This window comes from uncultured Agrobacterium sp. (assembly GCA_913777615.1).
Lineage (GTDB): Bacteria > Pseudomonadota > Alphaproteobacteria > Rhizobiales > Rhizobiaceae > Agrobacterium.
Window position 1 is genome coordinate 26,089 of sequence record CAJYTK010000010.1, and the last position, 17,880, is coordinate 43,968.

Below are 17,880 nucleotides of genomic sequence, written 5' to 3' on the forward strand. Positions count from 1 at the left end.
CCCTCCTTCGCCTATCATGGCCACGCGCTGAACAAATTTGCGGGCGAAGGCGCTTTGGGCGCTTCGTTGGGTCAGGCGGTTTGGCCTTTTACGTTCAAAACTGCGGGCGAGGGGTGCCGTGGCTGGCGAAATTGCGTATGATCCCGCCAGCCTTTGTGCGTGGCATCACCCACAAAGGCGGATTTCGGTAATGCGAGTACAGGTGTTTCGGTGATCGATCCTTATGTTTTGCTGGGTGTGGAGCGCGAGGCGGATGAGGCTGCTATCAAGGCTGCCTATCGCAAGGCGGCGAAGAACGCCCATCCGGACAGCGGCGGCGATGCCGACCAGTTTGCCAAGCTGCAACTGGCCTATGATCTGTTGAAAGACCCGGTGCGCCGCAAGGTGTTCGACGATACCGGATACGATCCGCAACTGGCCGATCCAAAGGATTTGAAGGGTCTGCTGATGCTGGAAACCCTGGTAAACGAGTTCATTCTGGATGAACGTGAGCCGGGCAGCTTCGATCCCGTCGCGGCGATGCGGCGCAAGCTGACCGACGATATTCTCAAAAGCCGCTTCCATATTCTGGAGCTGGAGCGCCACCGCACCCGCGTGCGCAAACACATGGACCGGCTGGGCAAAAAGCCGGAAACGGATGTTCTTGGTTCGATGCTGCGCGCCCGCAGCCAGTCGATTGCCGATGCGATCCGCAATGCCGAACACCAGATCGAGGTCATAGAGCAGGCCTATACGATGCTGGAAGGCTATTCCTATGAGCTTGAGCGGGTGATGATGGTGGAACCGGCGCTGAAGGGCGAAGCGGCGGAGTAGGGGGCTTATCCAACGGGGGCTGCTCAAGGGCTTTTACGCTTTCGCCGATCTATGCCCGGTGCTTCCACACACTGTTTTTCTCGATAATCGTCGGCGCAGCCACGTCATGCTTTCAGACGCCATCGATTCTCAAGGGCCGTTCACCAGTGCCAGAATGAGTTGGTGGACCGCGCCGCCATCGGTGAGTTCGACTTTGTCGAAATCGCGCCCGCGCTGGCGCTGTTCGTCTGACAATTCCTTCAGCCGCTGCTGCAAAACGGCGCGAACCTTCTGGCATTTTGGATCATCTTGCGCCCTTAGACCCACACTATAGGCCTCGATCTTCCTCACCATGTCGAGAATATGCTCGCCATGCACCCGCTCGTGCTTTTCCACGCCAGCAATGAAGCGTTGCCAGCTCGCAGCGACCTCCGGCGACAGTTTGGCGGGCGCCTTCGGCCATGTGTAGATGATCGTGAGATTGGGTCGCGCCGTAGCCAGGACGCAGGCACCATCTGCCTGCGGGCGATAATCCCGCCGCCAGGTGAGCTTGAATGTGGTGTGCGCCACCGCCTGGACACCCGCCTGCGGCCCGCGCTCGCCGATGGAACGATAAAGCTCGATGCCAGAATTGCCGGAAATCGCATAGGTTTTGATCTGTTCGGAGGGCTTCCAGCTACCACTTTGGGCTTGGGCGGCAATGGGTGTGAGAAAAGCGGTGACAAGACCGGCGACGGCAGCGGTGAAGCGGAAGGTGAGCAACGCAAAAGTCCTTTTTGATCATGCGCCGGACGATAAGCGAACTGGAGTTTGGCGGGCAAGCGGCCTTTTGAATCTCGCAAGGTCTGGGTGGCGACGAAGAACTCACTGCTTCTTATCACGCTCGGGCGGTGTCGCTACTGCCCAATTGGGCGAGGCGGATCGCAACGGACAAAATGCCGTTGTCGATCTTTCGGCCGAAACTGAGAAAGCACAAGAAAAAGGCCCCTGCGCATGAAACGCAGGGGCCTTTGATCGATCGCCCGAGGGCACGTGCGATCAATCAATCGTCAAGCTTGTCATAGTCCAGCTTCGGAGCGTTCTGAAGCGCTTCCTTGGTGGTGTCGACGTGTGCCTTCCACGTGCCATTGTCATTGTTGATAGCAACGGAGGTCGGGTCGAGAACGACATAGCTCTCATTGATGCCGAGGAAGCCGCCGACGCTTGCGACGATGCCGATGACAGCCTTGCCATCGCCGATCACGACGTCTTCGATCTCACCGATCTCTTCGTTCTGGGCATTGTAGATGTTCATGCCTTCGAGCTGATCGGCAGTCAGGTCGGTCTTCTGCACGTTGACGAACTTCAGCGGGCCAGCCGGCTTGGTGCCCATGGTGAAGCCTGGACCAGACATCATCGCGTCAGAGCCAGCGGCGGCTGGTGCAGTTGCAGCCGGAGCGGCAGGTGCAGCCGTCTGGGCAAAGGCGACAGAGGAGGTCAGGGCTGCAACGGCAGCCAGTGCGAAAACCTTGTTTTTCATGAATGTTTCTTCCCTTTTGTATGCTGAACATGTTGTTCGGGGGAAGAACGGGTGGAGGTGGAATTGGTTCCGTTTAGATTTTACTTCAGCAATAAACGGAGCTATGAAGTTAAAGGTTGTGCTGGTAGTAATGTTCGCGTCTTTGTTGGAGCGAATCAGACTTTCCAATGGCCGCTACGATGCAAACTCAACGTGAACTTCGCCTATATGACGACCCCTTCCGAGTCAGCATTTGTATGGGAGGCTTTTTCTTCGGTTGGGTTGCTGCACATTTCACTCTTGCCGCAATGATCGATAAACATGACGGGAGCGGACCATCGATGGCGTTTGAAACCTCCATTGCGATAATACTATCAGCCTTGTCAGTGATCATCACGGTATTGGCGATTATAATAGCGATTGTTGGAACCTTCGGGTTCAACACATTGAGGCGGGCGGCTTTCGATGCCGGCATGAAGCATGCAGTCGCGCAAATGGCCGAGGGTGGCGAGATGAGAAATATACTGCTTGCACGTGTTGATGAACTTGCTGCGAACGCGGGATTTAAGCCGCGGTCTGACAGCGATTGGGGCAATTCCGAAGCAGAGTACGGGGAATGAAGAAACCTTCTAAGGAATGGGAGAGCTTAAGCGAGTCCGATCGAGAGATAATTGCATCTCATCAAGCTGTGCCGCCTGTAAAAGTAGGCGAATTAGCGGCCTCTTTAGGATTGGAGGTCAAAGTCACAACGTTAGATGTCGGAATCTCTGGAATGATTGAACCTTCTGCGACGAGCAGAAGCGGTTTCAAAATAACTATTAATAAGCACGAGCCCAAGCATAGACAGAGATTTACGCTTGCTCATGAGATCGCGCATTATTTGTTGCATCATGATCTGATCGGGGTTGGTCTGACAGATAATGTGCTATATCGCTCAAAGCTAACAGACGCAAAAGAGGCTGAAGCCAATAGACTCGCTTCGGACATCCTTATGCCAAAACCTCTGTTACGGGACTGGGTGAAGGATTGTGGTGAGAGCAGAGCAGCAGATTACATTTCCAGAGCTTCCGCAGCGTTCGGAGTCTCTGAGGATGCTATGCGCGTTTCTCTAGGGCTTAAGTAATGACGGTCAACTATTTGCCAGTTATGAGCGTGCGGCCTTCCGAGATTGTAGCGTTAGCTGAGGTTCCTGATGTCGCTAAAGATCGAATGCTGCCGTTATTTCTGGTCCGACCTTGGTTAGGCAAGGGCTCCTTAAGAAGGGCGACCGACAGAGTTCAGCATGCACTAGCTGGTCGTAGGTGGATAGCCGACTTAGATCTTAACTATGAGGGCGAGGACGAAGAGAGCGCCATGCAGATGTCGCGACTTCAAAATCCAGATAACGGCTATTCAAATTGGAAAAGCTTTATTGCGGATATGCCTAACTGCATACCTGCTGCAATTTTATCAAACAATTTTGCACAGGTGAAAGAACAGGTAAAATCTCTTTCATTGCTCGGCCGAGGGCTGGCTGTCCGTTTTGATCGGCGATCACTTGTGTATATCCGGTCGTTCGTCGAGATACTCTCAGCAGTTAATTTGCCAGATCTATACGTGATACTCGACTATGGTCAGAAGGACAGCCGCCTGTTGAGAGACGTAGATGCCGCTGTCAGCGATTGCCGCCTTGTAATGGATGCTTTGCCGGATGCTAATCTAGCTATATCTGCGACGACCTTTCCGGGATCATTCGACGCCGAAAGTGAACATATTTATGAACGGTTGTTTCATGCGAATGTTGCGCAAGGAATACCCTCAAATACACTGATTTACAGTGATCACGGAAGTACTCGAGTGAGCGACGATAAAGGAGGTGGTACGCCTCGGCCTCGGATCGACTTGCCGCGGGATAATGTATGGCACTTTTTTAGAAGTGATTTAATACGTAAGGATGATATGTCAAAAGACGAGTATATCACTCTTCGGGACGAAGAATATAAGAGGATGGCCGACCTTGCTGTAACAAGTCGTAATTGGGACCCCTCGTTAAATATTTGGGGAACTCAATTCATAAAAATTACCCAGTTGGGATCTCAATTCGGTATCAACTCCCCCGCTAAAGCGACTGCGTGCAGGATCAACATCCATCTAACTCGCCAAGCGTTGTATGGCTCAACTCTGACATCTAGAGATTTTGAAGAGGATTGGGTGGACTAAAGTCGACCGCTCCACTCCCCATCCACAAACTTCAACGCATCGACAATCGACACCTTCCACAGCGACCAAACGTGATCGCCATCGGTAATGCGCAATTCCGATTTGCGGTTGTCGGCCTGTAGCGTTTCATGCAGCGCAACGGCGCCGCGCCAGAGGAAGAAGCCGTCGTGGTCTCCGACGGTCAGGTAGGTGGCGGGGAGGTCCTGGGATTCGGGGACGTGCTGGGCGACGAGGGTGAAGATGTTCTTTTCGTTGAAGAGCCTTGCATCGAAGGGCGTGCCGAAAGCGCCGGAGAAGTGGTCGCCGGTGGAGGGCAGGACGATGCCGCTGGTGACGGTGGCGCGGTCGACGCGGTGGAAGAAGGCGCTGTCCTGAATGAGTTTCAGCTCCGCCGGGGTCTTGTCGAGTCGGAGGCGGGAACGTTCTGCCAGATGGCGCCTGACAGGCTCGCAACGGCGGCGTAGAGGTCTTCGTGGGCGTAGGCGAGGTGTAGCGCGCCGAAGCCGCCCATGGAGAGGCCCGCAATGGCGCGGCCTTGCCTGTCGTTGCGCACCGGTAACGTCTTTTCGACATGGACGCGCAGATCGCCGGTGAGAGCGGTTTCGTAATCGCCGGGGCCATCAACGGCGGCGGAATCGACATACCAGCTGTTCTTTACGCCCGGCATGACGACGACCAGCGGGCGGATCGTGCCGGCGGCGATCATTCCGTCCAGCGTCTTTTCGATATTGCCAAGATCGCGCCAGCTGTTCTGGTCGCCATCATGGCCGTGCAGCAGATAGAGAACCGGCCAGCCGTTGTCCGGGGGCCCGCCATCCGGGCGGTAGATCTTCACCGGCACATCGGCGTTTAGCGCATTGCTGTGGAACGTTGCGTCGCTGAGGGTGCCGGAGAGGGCGGGCGAGGTGAGGCAGACGAGGGCGATGGCGGAAAGAGCCAGGGTGTGCAGCCGCATATCGCTTCTCCTTCCGTTTCATTGCGCGCAACGGCAATGTCGTTGCGCGCCTGAATGTTCCCGAGAGACGTTTGTCTGCGCGCGGGCTATCGTCCCGGACGGCCCGTCTTGCCTTTTGTGCGACCCTTGCGCTTCTGTTCGCCGGGATCCTCATAGGAGCCGACGCCAACCTTGCCACGCTTCAATGGACGAGGATCGTCCTTGCCGCCATGCGCGACTTCCGGCAGGCCTTCCAGAAGGGGGGAGACTCGCTTGCCGGTTTGGGTCGCAGGCTTTTCCGGCGCTGCGCCGCGGACGGGTTTTTCCGTGCGGCCAACCGTCATTTCGTCCAGCGTGTTCTTGCGGAAGAGGGGCTTTGCCGTGTCGGTGCCAGGGCCCATGTCGTCCAGCGAGGGTTTGGCAAACAGGGATTTGCCGTTGGCGTCTAAGGACTTGGCGTCCCCCTCCGGTCCCCTCTTTCTGGCTTTGCCCGAGGTGTCTTTCCCCCGTACGCCTTCGGCATTCGACGCCTCTTGCTTGGCGATCGGGTCATCCATTGCCGCAAGCTCGACGGCTTTGAGGCGCTTGATTTCGTCGCGCAGGCGGGCAGCCTTTTCGAAGTCGAGATCGGCTGCGGCGTCGCGCATCTGTTTTTCCATGGCGTTGAGATGCGCCTGAAGATTGTTGCCGACAAGGTGGCCGCCATCGGCAAAGCCCTTGCCGGAAACGCCGGAAATATCGGCCCTTACGTGGTCGCGTTCATAAACTGAATCAAGAATGTCGGAGATCTTGGCCTTGACCGATTCTGGCGTAATTCCGTGCTCTTCATTATAGGCCATCTGCTTTTCGCGACGGCGGGTTGTTTCCTCCATCGCCCGCTTCATGGAGCCCGTCACCTTATCCGCATAGAGGATGACCTTGCCATCGACGTTACGCGCAGCGCGACCGATGGTCTGGATGAGCGAGGTTTCGGAGCGCAGGAAGCCTTCCTTGTCCGCATCCAGAATGGCGACGAAGCCGCATTCGGGAATGTCGAGACCTTCGCGCAGCAGGTTGATGCCCACCAGCACGTCGAAAGCGCCGAGGCGCAGATCGCGAATGATTTCGATGCGCTCCAGCGTGTCGATGTCCGAGTGCATGTAGCGCACGCGAACGCCTTGTTCATGCAGATATTCTGTCAGGTCTTCGGCCATGCGCTTGGTCAGCACGGTGCAGAGCGTGCGATAGCCCTTGGCCGCGGTCTCGCGGATTTCTCCCAGAACATCGTCCACCTGAGATCGTGCGGAGCGCACTTCCACCGGGGGATCGATAAGGCCCGTCGGGCGGATGACTTGTTCGGCGAAGACACCGCCCGCCTGTTCCATTTCCCAGCCGCCGGGTGTCGCCGACACGGCCACGGTTTGCGGACGCATGGCATCCCACTCCTCGAAGCGCAGCGGGCGGTTGTCCATGCACGAGGGCAGGCGGAAGCCATATTCGGCCAGCGTTGCCTTACGGCGAAAGTCGCCGCGATACATGCCGCCGATCTGCGGAATGGTGACGTGGGATTCGTCAATGAAGATCAGCGCGTTGTCCGGAATATATTCGAACAGCGTCGGCGGCGGCTCGCCGGGCGTGCGCCCCGTCAGGTAACGAGAGTAGTTTTCAATGCCGTTGCAGGAGCCGGTGGCTTCCATCATTTCTATGTCATAGCGGGTGCGCTGCTCCAGGCGCTGGGCTTCCAGCAGGCGGCCAGCCTTTTCCAGTTCCGCCAGACGATGTTTCAGCTCTTCCTTGATCGCCTTGATCGCGCCGTTCAGCGTCGGACGCGGCGTCACATAGTGCGAGTTGGCGTAGATCTTGACCGATTGCAGATCGCCGGTCTTCTGACCAGTCAGCGGGTCGAATTCGGTGATGCTCTCAATCTCGTCTCCCCACATGGAAATGCGCCAGGCAGCATCCTCCAAGTGGGCCGGGAAAAGCTCGATCGTATCGCCGCGCACGCGGAAGGAGCCGCGCTGAAAATCCATGTCGCGCCGCTTGTATTGCTGCGCCACGAGGTCAGCCAGCAACTGGCGTTGATCCAGCTTGTCGCCCACCTGCATCTGGAAGGTCATGGCGGTGTAGGTTTCCACCGAGCCGATACCGTAAATGCAGGAGACGGAGGCGATGATGATGCAGTCGTCACGCTCCAGAATGGCGCGGGTAGCGGCGTGGCGCATCCGGTCGATCTGCTCGTTGATCGAGGATTCCTTCTCGATGAATGTATCCGAGCGCGGCACATAGGCTTCCGGCTGGTAGTAGTCGTAATAGGAGACGAAATACTCGACCGCGTTGTTGGGGAAGAAGTTCTTGAACTCGGAATAGAGCTGCGCAGCAAGCGTCTTGTTAGGAGCCAGAATGACCGCCGGGCGATTGGTGGCCTCGATGACCTTGGCCATGGTAAAGGTCTTGCCCGAGCCGGTGACGCCGAGAAGCACCTGGGATCGGTCACCGGAATTGATGCCTTCCACCAGATCGGCAATCGCCGTCGGCTGGTCGCCGGAGGGCTTGTAGTCCGTCACCATTTCAATGGCGATGCCGCCCTCGGACTTCGGCGGCCGCGCAGGCCGGTGGGGCGTCCACAGCTTGCCATCCTTGAAGAGCGGGTTGCCGCTTTCGATGAGCTTTGAGAGTGCGTCCACCGTGGCTGTTACCGCACCGGGCGCCAGGGATGCGGCATCTTCCAGCGATATGTCCATGCCCGCGACCGGATTGAGGCCAGCAGCGGCGCGGGTCTTCGGATCGGACGAGCCGCCGATGGAAACGCCGCGTGAGGTCTTGGAGGCTGTCGGCGTCTTGCTGGCCTTTGCGGCTGCTTTTTCCGCTTCCTTGCGCGCTTCGATCTCGATCTTCTTGCGGTGCTTGCCCGCCTTGGAGGCGACTTCGCGCTGGGTTTCGACGGAGGTCGCTTCGGCTTCCGCTTCCAGCTGCTTCACCCAATCGGCAACAGAGCCGGAGAGGGGAGCGCCTTCGAAGGACGCCTGCGGCATCTCTTCAAAACCATTTGAGGGGGAGCTTTCGGAGGGTTTTTTGGGTGATCTGGCCATGCGAGGAATATGGAGAGCTTGATGCGCAAAGGGAAGAGGCGAGCGCTAAAAAACGAGTACAAAAAGGCAACGGTTTTATTGGAACAAGAGGCTATCCGCCGCGTTCTTATCGTCGTTTTTTAGCCCGCTTCGAAAAGCAGTTCTGGTCGGGGTCAAATGCTTTGAGTGTGGGTTACGCAGCAGGAGACAAAACGATATTGGTTCTCGTCATCGCCGCTGGACGGCGGATCAAGGTCTGGCTTGAACCTTGCAGACAAGAGGTAGTGTCATGATTACGCGCCCCGCAACAGCAGAAGACGCGCAAGGTATGGCTGGAGTGCAGAACGAAATCTTTGCGGCGGGGCTGCGAAACACCCCGACGGATGTTGAGACTGTCACGACGAACTATATCTCGGATCCGGCCCGAATCGCCTGCACGGTTGCCGTCGATGAGGATGGGCGCATTCTTGGCTTTCAGTCGCTGAAGCTCGCCACCGCTGCTGGCAATCCTTACGGTGTAGCTGAAGGTTGGGGCATCATCGGCACGCATGTCAGCCCCTTCGCTGCGCGACGCGGTGTTGGCAAGGCGCTGTTCAAGGTGACACTCAAAGCAGCCGAGGCTTTTGGCCTAAAGGATATCGACGCCAGTATTGGCGCCGATAATGACATGGGGCAGGCTTATTACGAAGCCATCGGGTTCCGAACCTATCGTACGACGGACGATCGTGTCTGCAAGGCCTATCGACTCGGTTGACGCTGACCGGTCGTCATCCGAGCCGGGACCGTTCAGTTCATGAAGCGGTCTTGTGCTTTTGCCCGACCTTCTGGACCACCAGATCGAGAATCAGCATGACGATCAGGCTTGCGCCGACCAGAGGGAAGATGATCCCACCCACGGCCAGGATTGCGGCTAGTCCGTAAAGCGCACGCTTGCTCTGAGGCATGGGCGGAACGCCGAGCGAGCCTTTCGGACGACGCTTCCACCACATCACGCCGCCCGACACGGCAAGCAGGATGATGGCGAGGCAGGCCAGTGCCAGCACGATCTGGTTCGCAAGGCCGAATTGCTGGCCCATATGCACGTTGATGCCCCATTCCAGCCCGCGACCAAGCGGGCCGTAATCGGCGTAGCTCGTGTCGATCAGCGGCTTGCCGGTATATTGATCCAGATGGATGACCCGCTGTTTGGAGAGATCGTCCGGGTAAATGGAGCCGCTATAGACGCCCTGCGGTTTGGTCGGCAGTGCCACTGCATAACCGGCTGAGAGGCCGAGTTCATCGAAGCGAGCGATCGCCTTATCGATGCCGATGGGGGCCGTCATCTCATCGCCATGGTCGTGGTTCATCGCCATATGATCCGTAGGCATTGAGGGTGCGGTCTCCACGTGCTGCCCATGATCGTGACCCTCTGACGTCGGTATCTTTGCCTGCTCCAGCGACCAAGAGGTTTTCGAGACATCGTCGAGCCGTTCACCAGACATGGGAATATCGACGCGCACGCCTGCCGGGTAACCGAAATTGTTGCCGTTGGCCCATTCGTTGACCTTCCCACCCCACACGCCCGACCATGGCATGCCGGTGATGGCGAGGAAGACGATGAAGCCGCCGACGAAGATGCCGGTAACGGCGTGCATATCCCGCCAGAAGACACGCTTCTTGGGCGTACCGCGAACGGAAACCACGCCGCCGGTCTGGTTGCGCGGCCACCAGAGATAGATGCCGGTCGCCACGAGCAGGATCGACCAACCCGCGGCGATCTCGATGAGGTAGCGGGCGTAGGTGCCGAAGTATTTGAGGCTATGGAGCGTACGGATAGTCCACATGACGGTGCCGCGATCCGGCAGGGAGCCGAGTACTTGTCCGGTGTAGCCATTCACATAGACGGCGCGCTTACCCTCCGGTGTGCTCACGGTGACTTCCGTTGATGCGCCGGGATCGGCGGGTTGAGTGAGTTTGACGGCAGTGCCTGGGAAAGCTGCGACGGCGTTGGCGACGATTGTCGACGGTAGGACAGCGGCGGTTTCTGTTACCTCGATCCGCTTCAGGTTGGAATGGAAAGCATTGTCCAACTCATCCCTGAAGAGATAGAGCCCGCCGGTGATGGCCAGCGTTATCATGAAGGGAAGGACGAAGAGACCGGCGTAAAAATGCCAGCGCCAGACGGCGCGATAGAGATTGAGCGATGACGGCGCGCTCACGCGTTCACCCACGGAAGTGGTGCTGATCGACATTATTGACTCCGCGAAAGGGTGCAGGCAGTCGGTGACATGCCCGCTGGAGATTTCAACGCAGGTCGGACAGTAGAATCGCCGCCGGGAATCGAGGCGATCTACGCGACGTATGTCCGTAACCAGCGCCGAGGCTGATTGTTATCGACGCGTTCTCTGTTTCAGAGATGCGCCTCGGATCATGCGTGAAAAGGAGTGGGAGGGCCGCGGGGCTGCTGCTCGTGCGTGGGCGGCGCAGGGATCCTGCTTTCACTCCAACGCCAAAGCGTGACGTGGACATGCGGCACGATACGCCCGGCAATTTCGCTCGGACTTGCCAACAAAGCAGTGAAGGATGCAGAAGCGAGGCGGCAGAGTGTGCCACAGCAGCTATTGGCGAGCTTCTCGGCAGGCGATTGTTTTTGAACGCTGCCATCCGGTAGATGAGCCGCACAGATGATATCATCAGCCGCAAGTGCGGTGGCCGCCATGCTGCCGTGCGCCACGCCATTGGCAAGACCTTGCAGCAGAAACAGCAGCAGGGCCAGCACTGCGACAGCGCCAGCCGAACTGCGATCCTGCATGATCCTGCGAATAAGCTTCATGGCATATGCAGTGGCACATTTTCGCCATCATGTCACTGCGGCAAAGGTGACACGGTAAACACCACCGCGGTGGGTTACAAATTGTCCATGTCGGCAAAATGCCGCAGTTCTGCAGCTTTTCCGCCGGATTTGGCTGGGATTCTCTTGCCATTGACAGTTGGCAGGAGTGGCAAACATGGCTCCGTTTTCTCCAACGATAGCGGCGATCCGCTATGGTTACGGTCTTGCGCCGGACCAGATACTCAGCCGGAACAGGGACGATCTACTGGTCCAACTGGTAGACGCGCCGCTAAAGGAAAGCTTCTTTCCCATAGGCGGTGCCTTTGATGCGCGGCAACGGGCCGATGACCTCGCCAAGGGGTTTGAGGCTCTGAAGATTGCGAAGAAAGACGCCGAGAACGATCGCGCGACTCGCCAGCAATTGCAACGCAAAGCAGAGCAAAGTTTCCAGCGCGATAGCCTTGCACGCGTGCTTCAGGCGACATTCTCGCCCTATGGATTTCATGAGCGGCTGGCGGCTTTCTGGTTCGACCACTTCTCGGTCAATGCGCATAAGTCTTTTCCAATGCGGATGATCACGCCGCTCTATGAGGTCGAGGCCATTCGTCCGCACCTTGCAGGATCGTTCCGCGACCTGTTGCAGGCGGCGGTTCTCCATCCCGCCATGCTGATCTATCTCGATCAGGCGCAATCGACCGGCCCACAGTCTGCCGCGGCGCAGAACCGCAAGAAGGGCCTGAATGAGAATCTTGGTCGGGAACTGATTGAGTTGCACACGATGGGCGCGGGCAGCGGCTATACGCAGGCCGATGTGCGATCCGCGGCGCTGGTGCTGACCGGTATGACGGTGGACGATCATTACGAGATGCTGTTTCGCCCGCGCATGGCGGAACCCGGTGAGATCAAGGTCCTGGGCGTCAAATACGGTGGGAACCCGCGCTCGGCCGATGACTGTCTCGTCATGCTGGACGATCTGGCGAGCAGAACCGAGACGGCGCAGCATATCTGCCGCAAACTCGTGACCCACTTCATTTCCGACGATCCGCCCCCGGATGTCGTCACTGCGATGGTACAAGAATGGAAGGCGAGCGACGGGCATCTGGCCAAGGTCTATGCCGCAATGCTCGACCACCCGCGCGCGTGGCAGGAGCCCGGCGCCAAGATGAAACTGCCATTCGACTACGTCGTCTCCGGACTTCGGGCTTTCGGAATTACCCGTAAAAACTGGCGAGAGCGCATGTCTCCGGATGGTGATGACAGCTACACGCCGTTTGATACGCCGACCGCAGCCGCGGCACAGCAGGCGCTGAAGAGCAGCGGTGAGGAGATGGCGCCGGCGATGCCTGGCGATGCCGGACAGATGGCGATGGACAAGCCTGCTGCGAGTATGAAGGCCGTGATGCCATCCGATCCAGCGCAACTGCCAAAGCCGAAAGCAAGCCTTGCCCGGACGCTGACGGTCGCAGCACTTCGCCGCATGGGCCAGCCGGTTTGGCAGCCGCCAAGCCCAGCCGGATTCGAGGAGGGCGTCGCATCCTGGCTTTCGCCAAGCCAGATGAGCGAGCGCATTCTCTGGGCGCGTAAAGCAGCCGGCACGCTCGGCAAGGACATGGAACCTAAAAAGCTTCTCGAAGTGTCGCTGGCCGAACAGGCGCGCGACGACACGATCCGTGTGGTGGGACAGGCGCCGAACCGTGTCAGCGGTCTGACGCTCGCGTTGTCTTCCCCCGAATTCAACAGGAGATAGGACATGGCCTTCTCTCAGGATATGATTTTGAGCCGCCGCAGCTTCCTGGTGACCGCTTGTTGTGCGGCGGCGGTGCCGGTTTTTTCCCCGGTCAGCTTTGCCGCGATGCCGGGCGAGAACCGTTTCGTCACGATTGTTCTACGCGGTGCTATGGACGGGCTCGATCTGGTGCAGCCTTATGGCGATCCCGCCTTCGCTCAGTTTCGTCCGACATTGGCGCTGAAGCCAGACGACGGCCTGATCGATCTTGATGGACATTTTGGCCTGAACCCTGCGGCTGATGCTCTGATGCCCATGTGGCAGGCGAAGGAGTTGGCCTTCGTCCATGCTGTTTCGACGCCTTATCGCGACCAGCGGAGTCATTTCGATGGTCAGGACATGCTGGAGAGTGGTTCGCAGGCTGTGCACGGCGAGCGCACTGGCTGGCTGAACCGGGCGCTTTCCGCCATTCCGCGGTCGGAGGATCGCAAGGCCATCGATATCAACACATCGATGGAGCTTATTCTATCAGGGCCGAATGAGGCGGATGTCTGGGCTTCGAGTTCAAATATGACGATGGCAGCGGATGAAGTCGGTTTCTTCAAGCGGCTCTATGCCAATGATGCCGAGTTTAGCCGGGTGCTTGCCGAAGCCTTGCGCACCGACATGGCGGCCGAGCAGCTTTTCCAGGACGAAAAGCGCGGGCAGGGCATTCGCGACATTGCGAAACTTGCGGGCGGCATGCTGCGCGAGGATTACCGCATCGCCAGCTTCTCCGTCGATGGTTGGGATACGCATGCGGGCCAGAAGGCGCAGTTCGCCCGCACGGTGAAGGACCTGACCATCGCACTGACCACGCTGAAAGATGCGTTGGGAGCCGATGTTTGGAAGAAGACCATGGTTCTGGCGATGACCGAGTTCGGCCGCACCGTGCGGGAAAATGGTACTGGCGGCACAGATCATGGCACGGGCGGCGTTGCCATTCTCGCAGGTGGAGGCATCCAGGGTGGTAGGGTGCTGGGCAAATGGCCGGAGCTGGGCGAGGGCAAGTTGCTGGACGACCGGGATCTGATGCCGACCGGCGACGTGCGTGAAGTGGCCGCCGCCATGCTCTACCGCCAGTTCGATGTCGGTAGCGAAGCTCTAACCAATGGCATTTTTCCGGGACTGTCCTTTGACAGATCGTCGGCCTATCTCAAGATATGACAGAAGCGTGCCGCGATCTTCTTGATCCGCTTCTCACGCTTCAGTGTTGAGTCTGAGCGCCTGTCGTGACAGCGGCCGCTCAGACGTCGATCGTCTCGACGGGGATTTGCGGGGGAAGCGGTGCCGGCTTGCCGTTCTCATCCATGGCAACCATGATAAAGGTGCCCGCCGTGACCTTCTCCAGCTTGTCGTAGCGCGACCGCTGCGCCCACGCTTCGACGCAAAGGGTGATAGATGTGCGGCCCGTGCGTGTGATGTCGGTGTAGATGGAGAGCGTATCGCCGATCTTGACTGGAAGCTCGAAAGCCATTTCCTTCACCGCTGCCGTCACCACGCGACAGCGCGCCCGTTCGGCGGCACGAATGCCGCTCGCCAAGTCCATCTGAGACATGACCCAGCCCCCGAAAATATCGCCCGCCGGGTTGGCATCGGCCGGCATGGCCAGCGTGCGAAGCGTCAGTTCGCCGGTGGGCTTGGGGGCTTGGTTCATGGGGTTGTCTCTCCAGGGCTGTTCTAAGTCTTACTATTGCGGAGGCGTCTGTTCTTTGCGTGCCTTACGCCTTCGCCAGAAACTGCTGCGTTGCATACAGTGCGATGGCGGCTGCATTCGAGACATTGAGCGACTTGATTTCGCCCGGCATGTCGAGGCGCGCCAAATGCGTCACCGTTTCGCGTGTCTTCTGGCGCAGGCCTTTGCCTTCGGCACCAAGGACGAGCGCGATCTTGTTGCCGCTGAAGGTTTGCTCGATGGGGGCGGGGCCTTCTGAATCGAGGCCGATGGAAGTGAAGCCGAGCTTGTGGAGTTCGGAGAGAGCATCGGCAAGATTGGTGATCTGGATGTAGGGGATCATTTCCAGCGCGCCGGAGGCTGATTTAGCCAAGACGCCGGATTCGGTCGGGCTGTGGCGCATGGTGGTGATCAGCGCGCCGGCGTTGAAGGCGACCGCCGAGCGCATGATGGCGCCGACATTGTGCGGATCGGTCACCTGATCGAGAACCAGGATCAGCGGGCTTTCCTTCAAGGCCGAAAGCTTGCGCACCGGCAGCGGCCGGGTTTCCAGCATCACGCCCTGATGAATAGCGTCGGGCCCGAGAACCTTGTCGATCTCCTGCGGCGCGACCATCTCGACGGGGAAGGGCTGGGCGCTTGCTTCACCGATTTCGAGGCGCGCGAACGCGTTTTGGGTGACGGACAGCTTGATGAGTTGCCGTTCTTTGTTGGCGAGTGCCGCGCGCACCGTATGCAGGCCGTAGAGGTAGACCTGATCCGCGCCAAGCTGCGGCGGTTTCCATTCGTCAGCGCCTCTGTTGCGGCGCTTCTGTTGTGGCGGCGTGGGGATTTCTCCGCGTTCGCGCTTACCGTCGCGCACAGCGCGTCGAAGGTTGGCATAGTGCGTGTCGCGGGTGGTTTTGTCTTTGGGATCGTCTTTGCTCATGTCGCCTTATATCGTTGCCGCATCATCCGCACCAGTCCCCCCACTGTTGCGCAGGGCATCGACCAACGCCATCCACAGGGCTTTGACACTGTTGGAATTTTTTCCTGAAATTTCGTCACTGATCGTGTTGACAGAACGATGAAGGGCCGTCATATACGCGGCCACAGACGACGAACGGCGCAGCGCCGAACGGATATCTGGACTAAGCTTGGTCGCTTGATCCTCGCAGAATACTGGAGGGATGCCCGAGTGGTTAAAGGGGACGGACTGTAAATCCGTTGGCTCAGCCTACGTTGGTTCAAATCCAACTCCCTCCACCATTCTGCACGGATCGAAATCACCGCCGCGGGTATAGCTCAATGGTAGAGCAGCAGCCTTCCAAGCTGAATACGCGGGTTCGATTCCCGCTACCCGCTCCAATTTTCCCGCTTTTTTAATTTGATGTTGTTGAGCGATCACCGGTCGATGTCGCTCTTTGCTACGCCCACCTTCGGCAACGTGATTCCATTCCGTCAGCAGAATCAGAGTGAGTATGGCTGCGGCCTTATCGCCTGCACTTCGTATTGTCCAAACCCAGGCGCGGTATTGCCAATTTGGATTCGCAGCGCTGTTTTGCGGGTCTGGTCGGGGCATCGGCAGTGACGTAAATGGTTGAGGCCAAATGCGTCTGCTTTACGTCTGTGCTGTCGCTACAGGTCGTCAGAACTCAGGATGGTCAGCTCGTTGCGGTATAAAGTAACTGCACGACCAGTAAGGCCAGCAGGATGAAGGTGAGTGCTGCGCCGATCTTTAACTGTCGAAAGCGCCGTGTGCGGCCGCCGGACCAGTCATAAGCCATTGATTCAGGCATCCTTCTGATTATTTTTTACATCTAAAGTAATGATCTTTTATGCTTGCGCGAAGCTGACGGAAATTATCAGATCGGATAGGCAAATTCATTGGCTTGCCTCTTGCCAAGCGATAGTCGCTCATAAGAAGAATCAATAGTAATAAACGCGCACGCAGGCGATGCATCCGAAGCCGGAATGAAAAGCCCGAAATACGGTATTCGGGCTCTCCAATATGAGAGCGATCGCTTCTCGCCTCAGCTGAAGTAAGGCTGTACGTAAGGCCAGACTTCCAGTGCGCCGTGGTAAAGCATGTTCGCTGCTACATAGACGATGACAGCGAGGCCGACATAGGAAATCCAGCGATAACGGTGGAGCAGCTTGGCGACGAGGTTGGCGGCAAGGCCCATGAGTGCGATCGACACGACGAGCCCGATAATGAGAACCGTCACGTGGTCCTGCGCAGCACCGGCAACGGCCAGAACATTGTCTAGCGACATGGACACGTCAGCAATGACGATCTGGGTGGCCGCCTGGAAGAAGGTCTTGTGACCCTTGGTCAGATCGGCCTCCTCATCGGTGACCGTGTCTGCGCCCGAGGAATTTTGTTCGCGCAGTTCGCTCCACATCTTCCAGCACACCCAAACGAGCAGGAGGCCGCCGAAAAGCTGGAGGCCGACGATGGCGAGGAGCTGCACGGTCAATGCCGCGAAGGCGATGCGCAATACGGTGGCGGCAATAATGCCGACAAGGATGGCCTTGCGGCGCAGATGAGCCGGGAGGCCTGCTGCGGCAAGGCCGATGACGATGGCGTTGTCGCCCGCAAGAACCAGGTCGATGGCAATGACCTGTAGAAAGGCTGTGAAGCCTGCTGCTGTGAAGATTTCCATTCTATATCCCGAAGCGTATGCTCGAGGGCCGCGCAAGACGCGACGCCGAAAGAGGTGTTGAGATTGCGAGAGTCCTTTTCAAATCGCCGTTTCCCCCTGGCGACTTCGTTTTGCAATATGACATGAATCGAAGGAGCGTAAAGAGTAAGTGCCGCTGCGGCGCTCCGCTCGCCATTAAAGTGGTTGATAACGCGGATGAAGATCCCCATATGGCGCCAATCCTGCCGCTTTCGGCTGTGGATTCGGTGCCTTGACAATTAAGTCTTGCGCATTCGGTTACAAAGCCTTAAACGGCGACACCAAACCGGTTCGCCGGGGAAACTACTTCACGTTCACAGGAAGCAATTCACATGGCAAAGAGCAAGTTTGAGCGGACGAAGCCGCACGTCAACATCGGCACGATCGGTCACGTTGACCACGGCAAGACGTCTCTGACGGCAGCGATCACGAAGTTCTTCGGCGAGTTCAAGGCGTATGACCAGATCGACGCCGCTCCTGAAGAAAAGGCTCGTG

General features: G+C 58.0%; 18 protein-coding genes, 2 tRNA genes and 1 pseudogene. 11 read left to right on the plus strand and 10 right to left on the minus strand.

What is annotated here, in order from left to right; translation table 11 throughout:
• The first annotated feature begins 210 nt into the window (after positions 1-210).
• Positions 211-813, plus strand: coding sequence for a J domain-containing protein (locus QZ862_RS09035; protein WP_296014901.1), 603 nt, complete (start codon positions 211-213; stop codon positions 811-813).
• A 129-nt stretch (positions 814-942) separates the two neighbouring features.
• Here the strand turns inward: QZ862_RS09035 and QZ862_RS09040 are convergent, their stop codons facing one another.
• Both QZ862_RS09040 and QZ862_RS09045 read right to left on the minus strand, forming a co-directional pair.
• Positions 943-1,494: a DUF922 domain-containing protein gene (locus QZ862_RS09040; RefSeq protein ID WP_296099203.1), complete on the minus strand. Its 552-nt coding sequence runs from the start codon at positions 1,492-1,494 to the stop codon at positions 943-945.
• 340 nt (positions 1,495-1,834) lie between these two features.
• Positions 1,835-2,311 carry a PRC-barrel domain-containing protein gene (locus tag QZ862_RS09045; RefSeq protein WP_296036447.1) on the minus strand — a complete coding sequence of 159 codons (477 nt, stop codon included), beginning with the start codon at positions 2,309-2,311 and terminating at the stop codon, positions 1,835-1,837.
• A gap of 167 nt (positions 2,312-2,478) precedes the next feature.
• Here QZ862_RS09045 and QZ862_RS09050 point away from each other — a divergent pair, with 167 nt between their 5' ends.
• From QZ862_RS09050 to QZ862_RS09060, 3 genes are read left to right on the plus strand one after another with little or no spacing between them, the layout of a single operon-like run.
• The gene (locus QZ862_RS09050; RefSeq protein ID WP_296099180.1) at positions 2,479-2,910 is read left to right on the plus strand and encodes a hypothetical protein; all 432 of its coding nucleotides are present in this window, start codon (positions 2,479-2,481) and stop codon (positions 2,908-2,910) included.
• Positions 2,907-3,413 (plus strand): ImmA/IrrE family metallo-endopeptidase, encoded by a 507-nt coding sequence (locus tag QZ862_RS09055; protein WP_113327949.1) that lies wholly within the window; start codon positions 2,907-2,909, stop codon positions 3,411-3,413. The genes QZ862_RS09050 and QZ862_RS09055 overlap by 4 nt, the downstream gene beginning before the upstream one ends.
• A complete protein-coding gene (locus QZ862_RS09060) occupies positions 3,413-4,489 on the plus strand; it encodes a hypothetical protein (protein WP_296099185.1) in 1,077 nt (358 codons plus the stop codon). The genes QZ862_RS09055 and QZ862_RS09060 overlap by 1 nt, the downstream gene beginning before the upstream one ends.
• Here the strand turns inward: QZ862_RS09060 and QZ862_RS09065 are convergent.
• Both QZ862_RS09065 and uvrB read right to left on the minus strand, forming a co-directional pair.
• Positions 4,486-5,444: pseudogene (locus QZ862_RS09065) on the minus strand (alpha/beta hydrolase family protein). The gene QZ862_RS09060 and the pseudogene QZ862_RS09065 sit on opposite strands and share 4 nt — an antisense overlap.
• Before the next feature lie 86 nt (positions 5,445-5,530).
• Positions 5,531-8,491, minus strand: a complete 2,961-nt coding sequence (uvrB, locus tag QZ862_RS09070) for an excinuclease ABC subunit UvrB (RefSeq protein WP_296099188.1) — start codon at positions 8,489-8,491, stop codon at positions 5,531-5,533.
• Between uvrB and QZ862_RS09075 the strand changes: the two genes are divergently transcribed.
• Complete coding sequence (locus tag QZ862_RS09075; protein WP_296017116.1) at positions 8,479-8,763, plus strand: hypothetical protein; 285 nt, start codon at positions 8,479-8,481, stop codon at positions 8,761-8,763. The genes uvrB and QZ862_RS09075 overlap by 13 nt on opposite strands.
• Positions 8,760-9,224 carry a GNAT family N-acetyltransferase gene (locus tag QZ862_RS09080; protein WP_296099191.1) on the plus strand — a complete coding sequence of 155 codons (465 nt, stop codon included), beginning with the start codon at positions 8,760-8,762 and terminating at the stop codon, positions 9,222-9,224. Before QZ862_RS09075 ends, QZ862_RS09080 begins: the two co-directional genes overlap by 4 nt.
• A gap of 37 nt (positions 9,225-9,261) precedes the next feature.
• Here the strand turns inward: QZ862_RS09080 and QZ862_RS09085 are convergent, their stop codons facing one another.
• Together QZ862_RS09085 and QZ862_RS09090 are read right to left on the minus strand one after the other, a co-directional pair.
• Positions 9,262-10,701 carry a PepSY domain-containing protein gene (locus tag QZ862_RS09085; protein ID WP_296099193.1) on the minus strand — a complete coding sequence of 480 codons (1,440 nt, stop codon included), beginning with the start codon at positions 10,699-10,701 and terminating at the stop codon, positions 9,262-9,264.
• 176 nt (positions 10,702-10,877) lie between these two features.
• Entirely contained in the window at positions 10,878-11,282 is a 405-nt protein-coding gene (locus tag QZ862_RS09090) for a DUF2946 domain-containing protein (RefSeq protein ID WP_296085273.1), read from the minus strand.
• Positions 11,283-11,457: 175 nt separating this feature from the next.
• Here QZ862_RS09090 and QZ862_RS09095 point away from each other — a divergent pair, with 175 nt between their 5' ends.
• Positions 11,458-13,029, plus strand: coding sequence for a DUF1800 domain-containing protein (locus tag QZ862_RS09095; RefSeq protein WP_296099195.1), 1,572 nt, complete (start codon positions 11,458-11,460; stop codon positions 13,027-13,029).
• 3 nt (positions 13,030-13,032) lie between these two features.
• A complete protein-coding gene (locus QZ862_RS09100; protein WP_296017129.1) occupies positions 13,033-14,214 on the plus strand; it encodes a DUF1501 domain-containing protein in 1,182 nt (393 codons plus the stop codon).
• A gap of 79 nt (positions 14,215-14,293) precedes the next feature.
• On the opposite strand, the gene QZ862_RS09105 is transcribed toward QZ862_RS09100, so the two are convergent.
• Entirely contained in the window at positions 14,294-14,704 is a 411-nt protein-coding gene (locus QZ862_RS09105) for an acyl-CoA thioesterase (RefSeq protein WP_296085279.1), read from the minus strand.
• Between the two features lie 64 nt (positions 14,705-14,768).
• Positions 14,769-15,650 carry a 23S rRNA (guanosine(2251)-2'-O)-methyltransferase RlmB gene (gene rlmB, locus QZ862_RS09110; RefSeq protein WP_296017132.1) on the minus strand — a complete coding sequence of 294 codons (882 nt, stop codon included), beginning with the start codon at positions 15,648-15,650 and terminating at the stop codon, positions 14,769-14,771.
• A 235-nt stretch (positions 15,651-15,885) separates the two neighbouring features.
• On the opposite strand from rlmB, the gene QZ862_RS09115 reads away from it, so the two are divergent.
• Both QZ862_RS09115 and QZ862_RS09120 read left to right on the plus strand, forming a co-directional pair.
• Positions 15,886-15,970: transfer RNA gene (locus tag QZ862_RS09115), tRNA-Tyr, on the plus strand.
• A 25-nt stretch (positions 15,971-15,995) separates the two neighbouring features.
• Positions 15,996-16,069, plus strand: a tRNA-Gly gene (locus tag QZ862_RS09120).
• Between the two features lie 296 nt (positions 16,070-16,365).
• Here QZ862_RS09120 and QZ862_RS09125 read toward each other — a convergent pair.
• Both QZ862_RS09125 and QZ862_RS09130 read right to left on the minus strand, forming a co-directional pair.
• Positions 16,366-16,488 carry a hypothetical protein gene (locus QZ862_RS09125; RefSeq protein WP_296017134.1) on the minus strand — a complete coding sequence of 41 codons (123 nt, stop codon included), beginning with the start codon at positions 16,486-16,488 and terminating at the stop codon, positions 16,366-16,368.
• 246 nt (positions 16,489-16,734) lie between these two features.
• Positions 16,735-17,367 (minus strand): TerC family protein, encoded by a 633-nt coding sequence (locus tag QZ862_RS09130; RefSeq protein ID WP_296099197.1) that lies wholly within the window; start codon positions 17,365-17,367, stop codon positions 16,735-16,737.
• Between the two features lie 350 nt (positions 17,368-17,717).
• Between QZ862_RS09130 and QZ862_RS09135 the strand changes: the two genes are divergently transcribed.
• The coding region (locus QZ862_RS09135) for a GTP-binding protein (protein ID WP_296099205.1) at positions 17,718-17,880 on the plus strand (163 nt) is incomplete at its 3' end.

What these genes read in the sequence shown, in the direction of transcription:
- rlmB (WP_296017132.1), bottom strand. Translation starts at nt 15,650, where the DNA reads ATGAGCAAAGACGATCCCAAAGACAAAACCACCCGCGACACGCACTAT.
- QZ862_RS09085 (WP_296099193.1), bottom strand. Translation starts at nt 10,701, where the DNA reads ATGTCGATCAGCACCACTTCCGTGGGTGAACGCGTGAGCGCGCCGTCA.
- QZ862_RS09100 (WP_296017129.1), top strand. Translation starts at nt 13,033, where the DNA reads ATGGCCTTCTCTCAGGATATGATTTTGAGCCGCCGCAGCTTCCTGGTG.
- QZ862_RS09105 (WP_296085279.1), bottom strand. Translation starts at nt 14,704, where the DNA reads ATGAACCAAGCCCCCAAGCCCACCGGCGAACTGACGCTTCGCACGCTG.
- QZ862_RS09090 (WP_296085273.1), bottom strand. Translation starts at nt 11,282, where the DNA reads ATGAAGCTTATTCGCAGGATCATGCAGGATCGCAGTTCGGCTGGCGCT.
- QZ862_RS09095 (WP_296099195.1), top strand. Translation starts at nt 11,458, where the DNA reads ATGGCTCCGTTTTCTCCAACGATAGCGGCGATCCGCTATGGTTACGGT.
- QZ862_RS09080 (WP_296099191.1), top strand. Translation starts at nt 8,760, where the DNA reads ATGATTACGCGCCCCGCAACAGCAGAAGACGCGCAAGGTATGGCTGGA.
- QZ862_RS09060 (WP_296099185.1), top strand. Translation starts at nt 3,413, where the DNA reads ATGACGGTCAACTATTTGCCAGTTATGAGCGTGCGGCCTTCCGAGATT.
- QZ862_RS09045 (WP_296036447.1), bottom strand. Translation starts at nt 2,311, where the DNA reads ATGAAAAACAAGGTTTTCGCACTGGCTGCCGTTGCAGCCCTGACCTCC.
- QZ862_RS09130 (WP_296099197.1), bottom strand. Translation starts at nt 17,367, where the DNA reads ATGGAAATCTTCACAGCAGCAGGCTTCACAGCCTTTCTACAGGTCATT.
- uvrB (WP_296099188.1), bottom strand. Translation starts at nt 8,491, where the DNA reads ATGGCCAGATCACCCAAAAAACCCTCCGAAAGCTCCCCCTCAAATGGT.
- QZ862_RS09125 (WP_296017134.1), bottom strand. Translation starts at nt 16,488, where the DNA reads ATGGCTTATGACTGGTCCGGCGGCCGCACACGGCGCTTTCGACAGTTA.
- QZ862_RS09055 (WP_113327949.1), top strand. Translation starts at nt 2,907, where the DNA reads ATGAAGAAACCTTCTAAGGAATGGGAGAGCTTAAGCGAGTCCGATCGA.
- QZ862_RS09050 (WP_296099180.1), top strand. Translation starts at nt 2,479, where the DNA reads ATGGCCGCTACGATGCAAACTCAACGTGAACTTCGCCTATATGACGAC.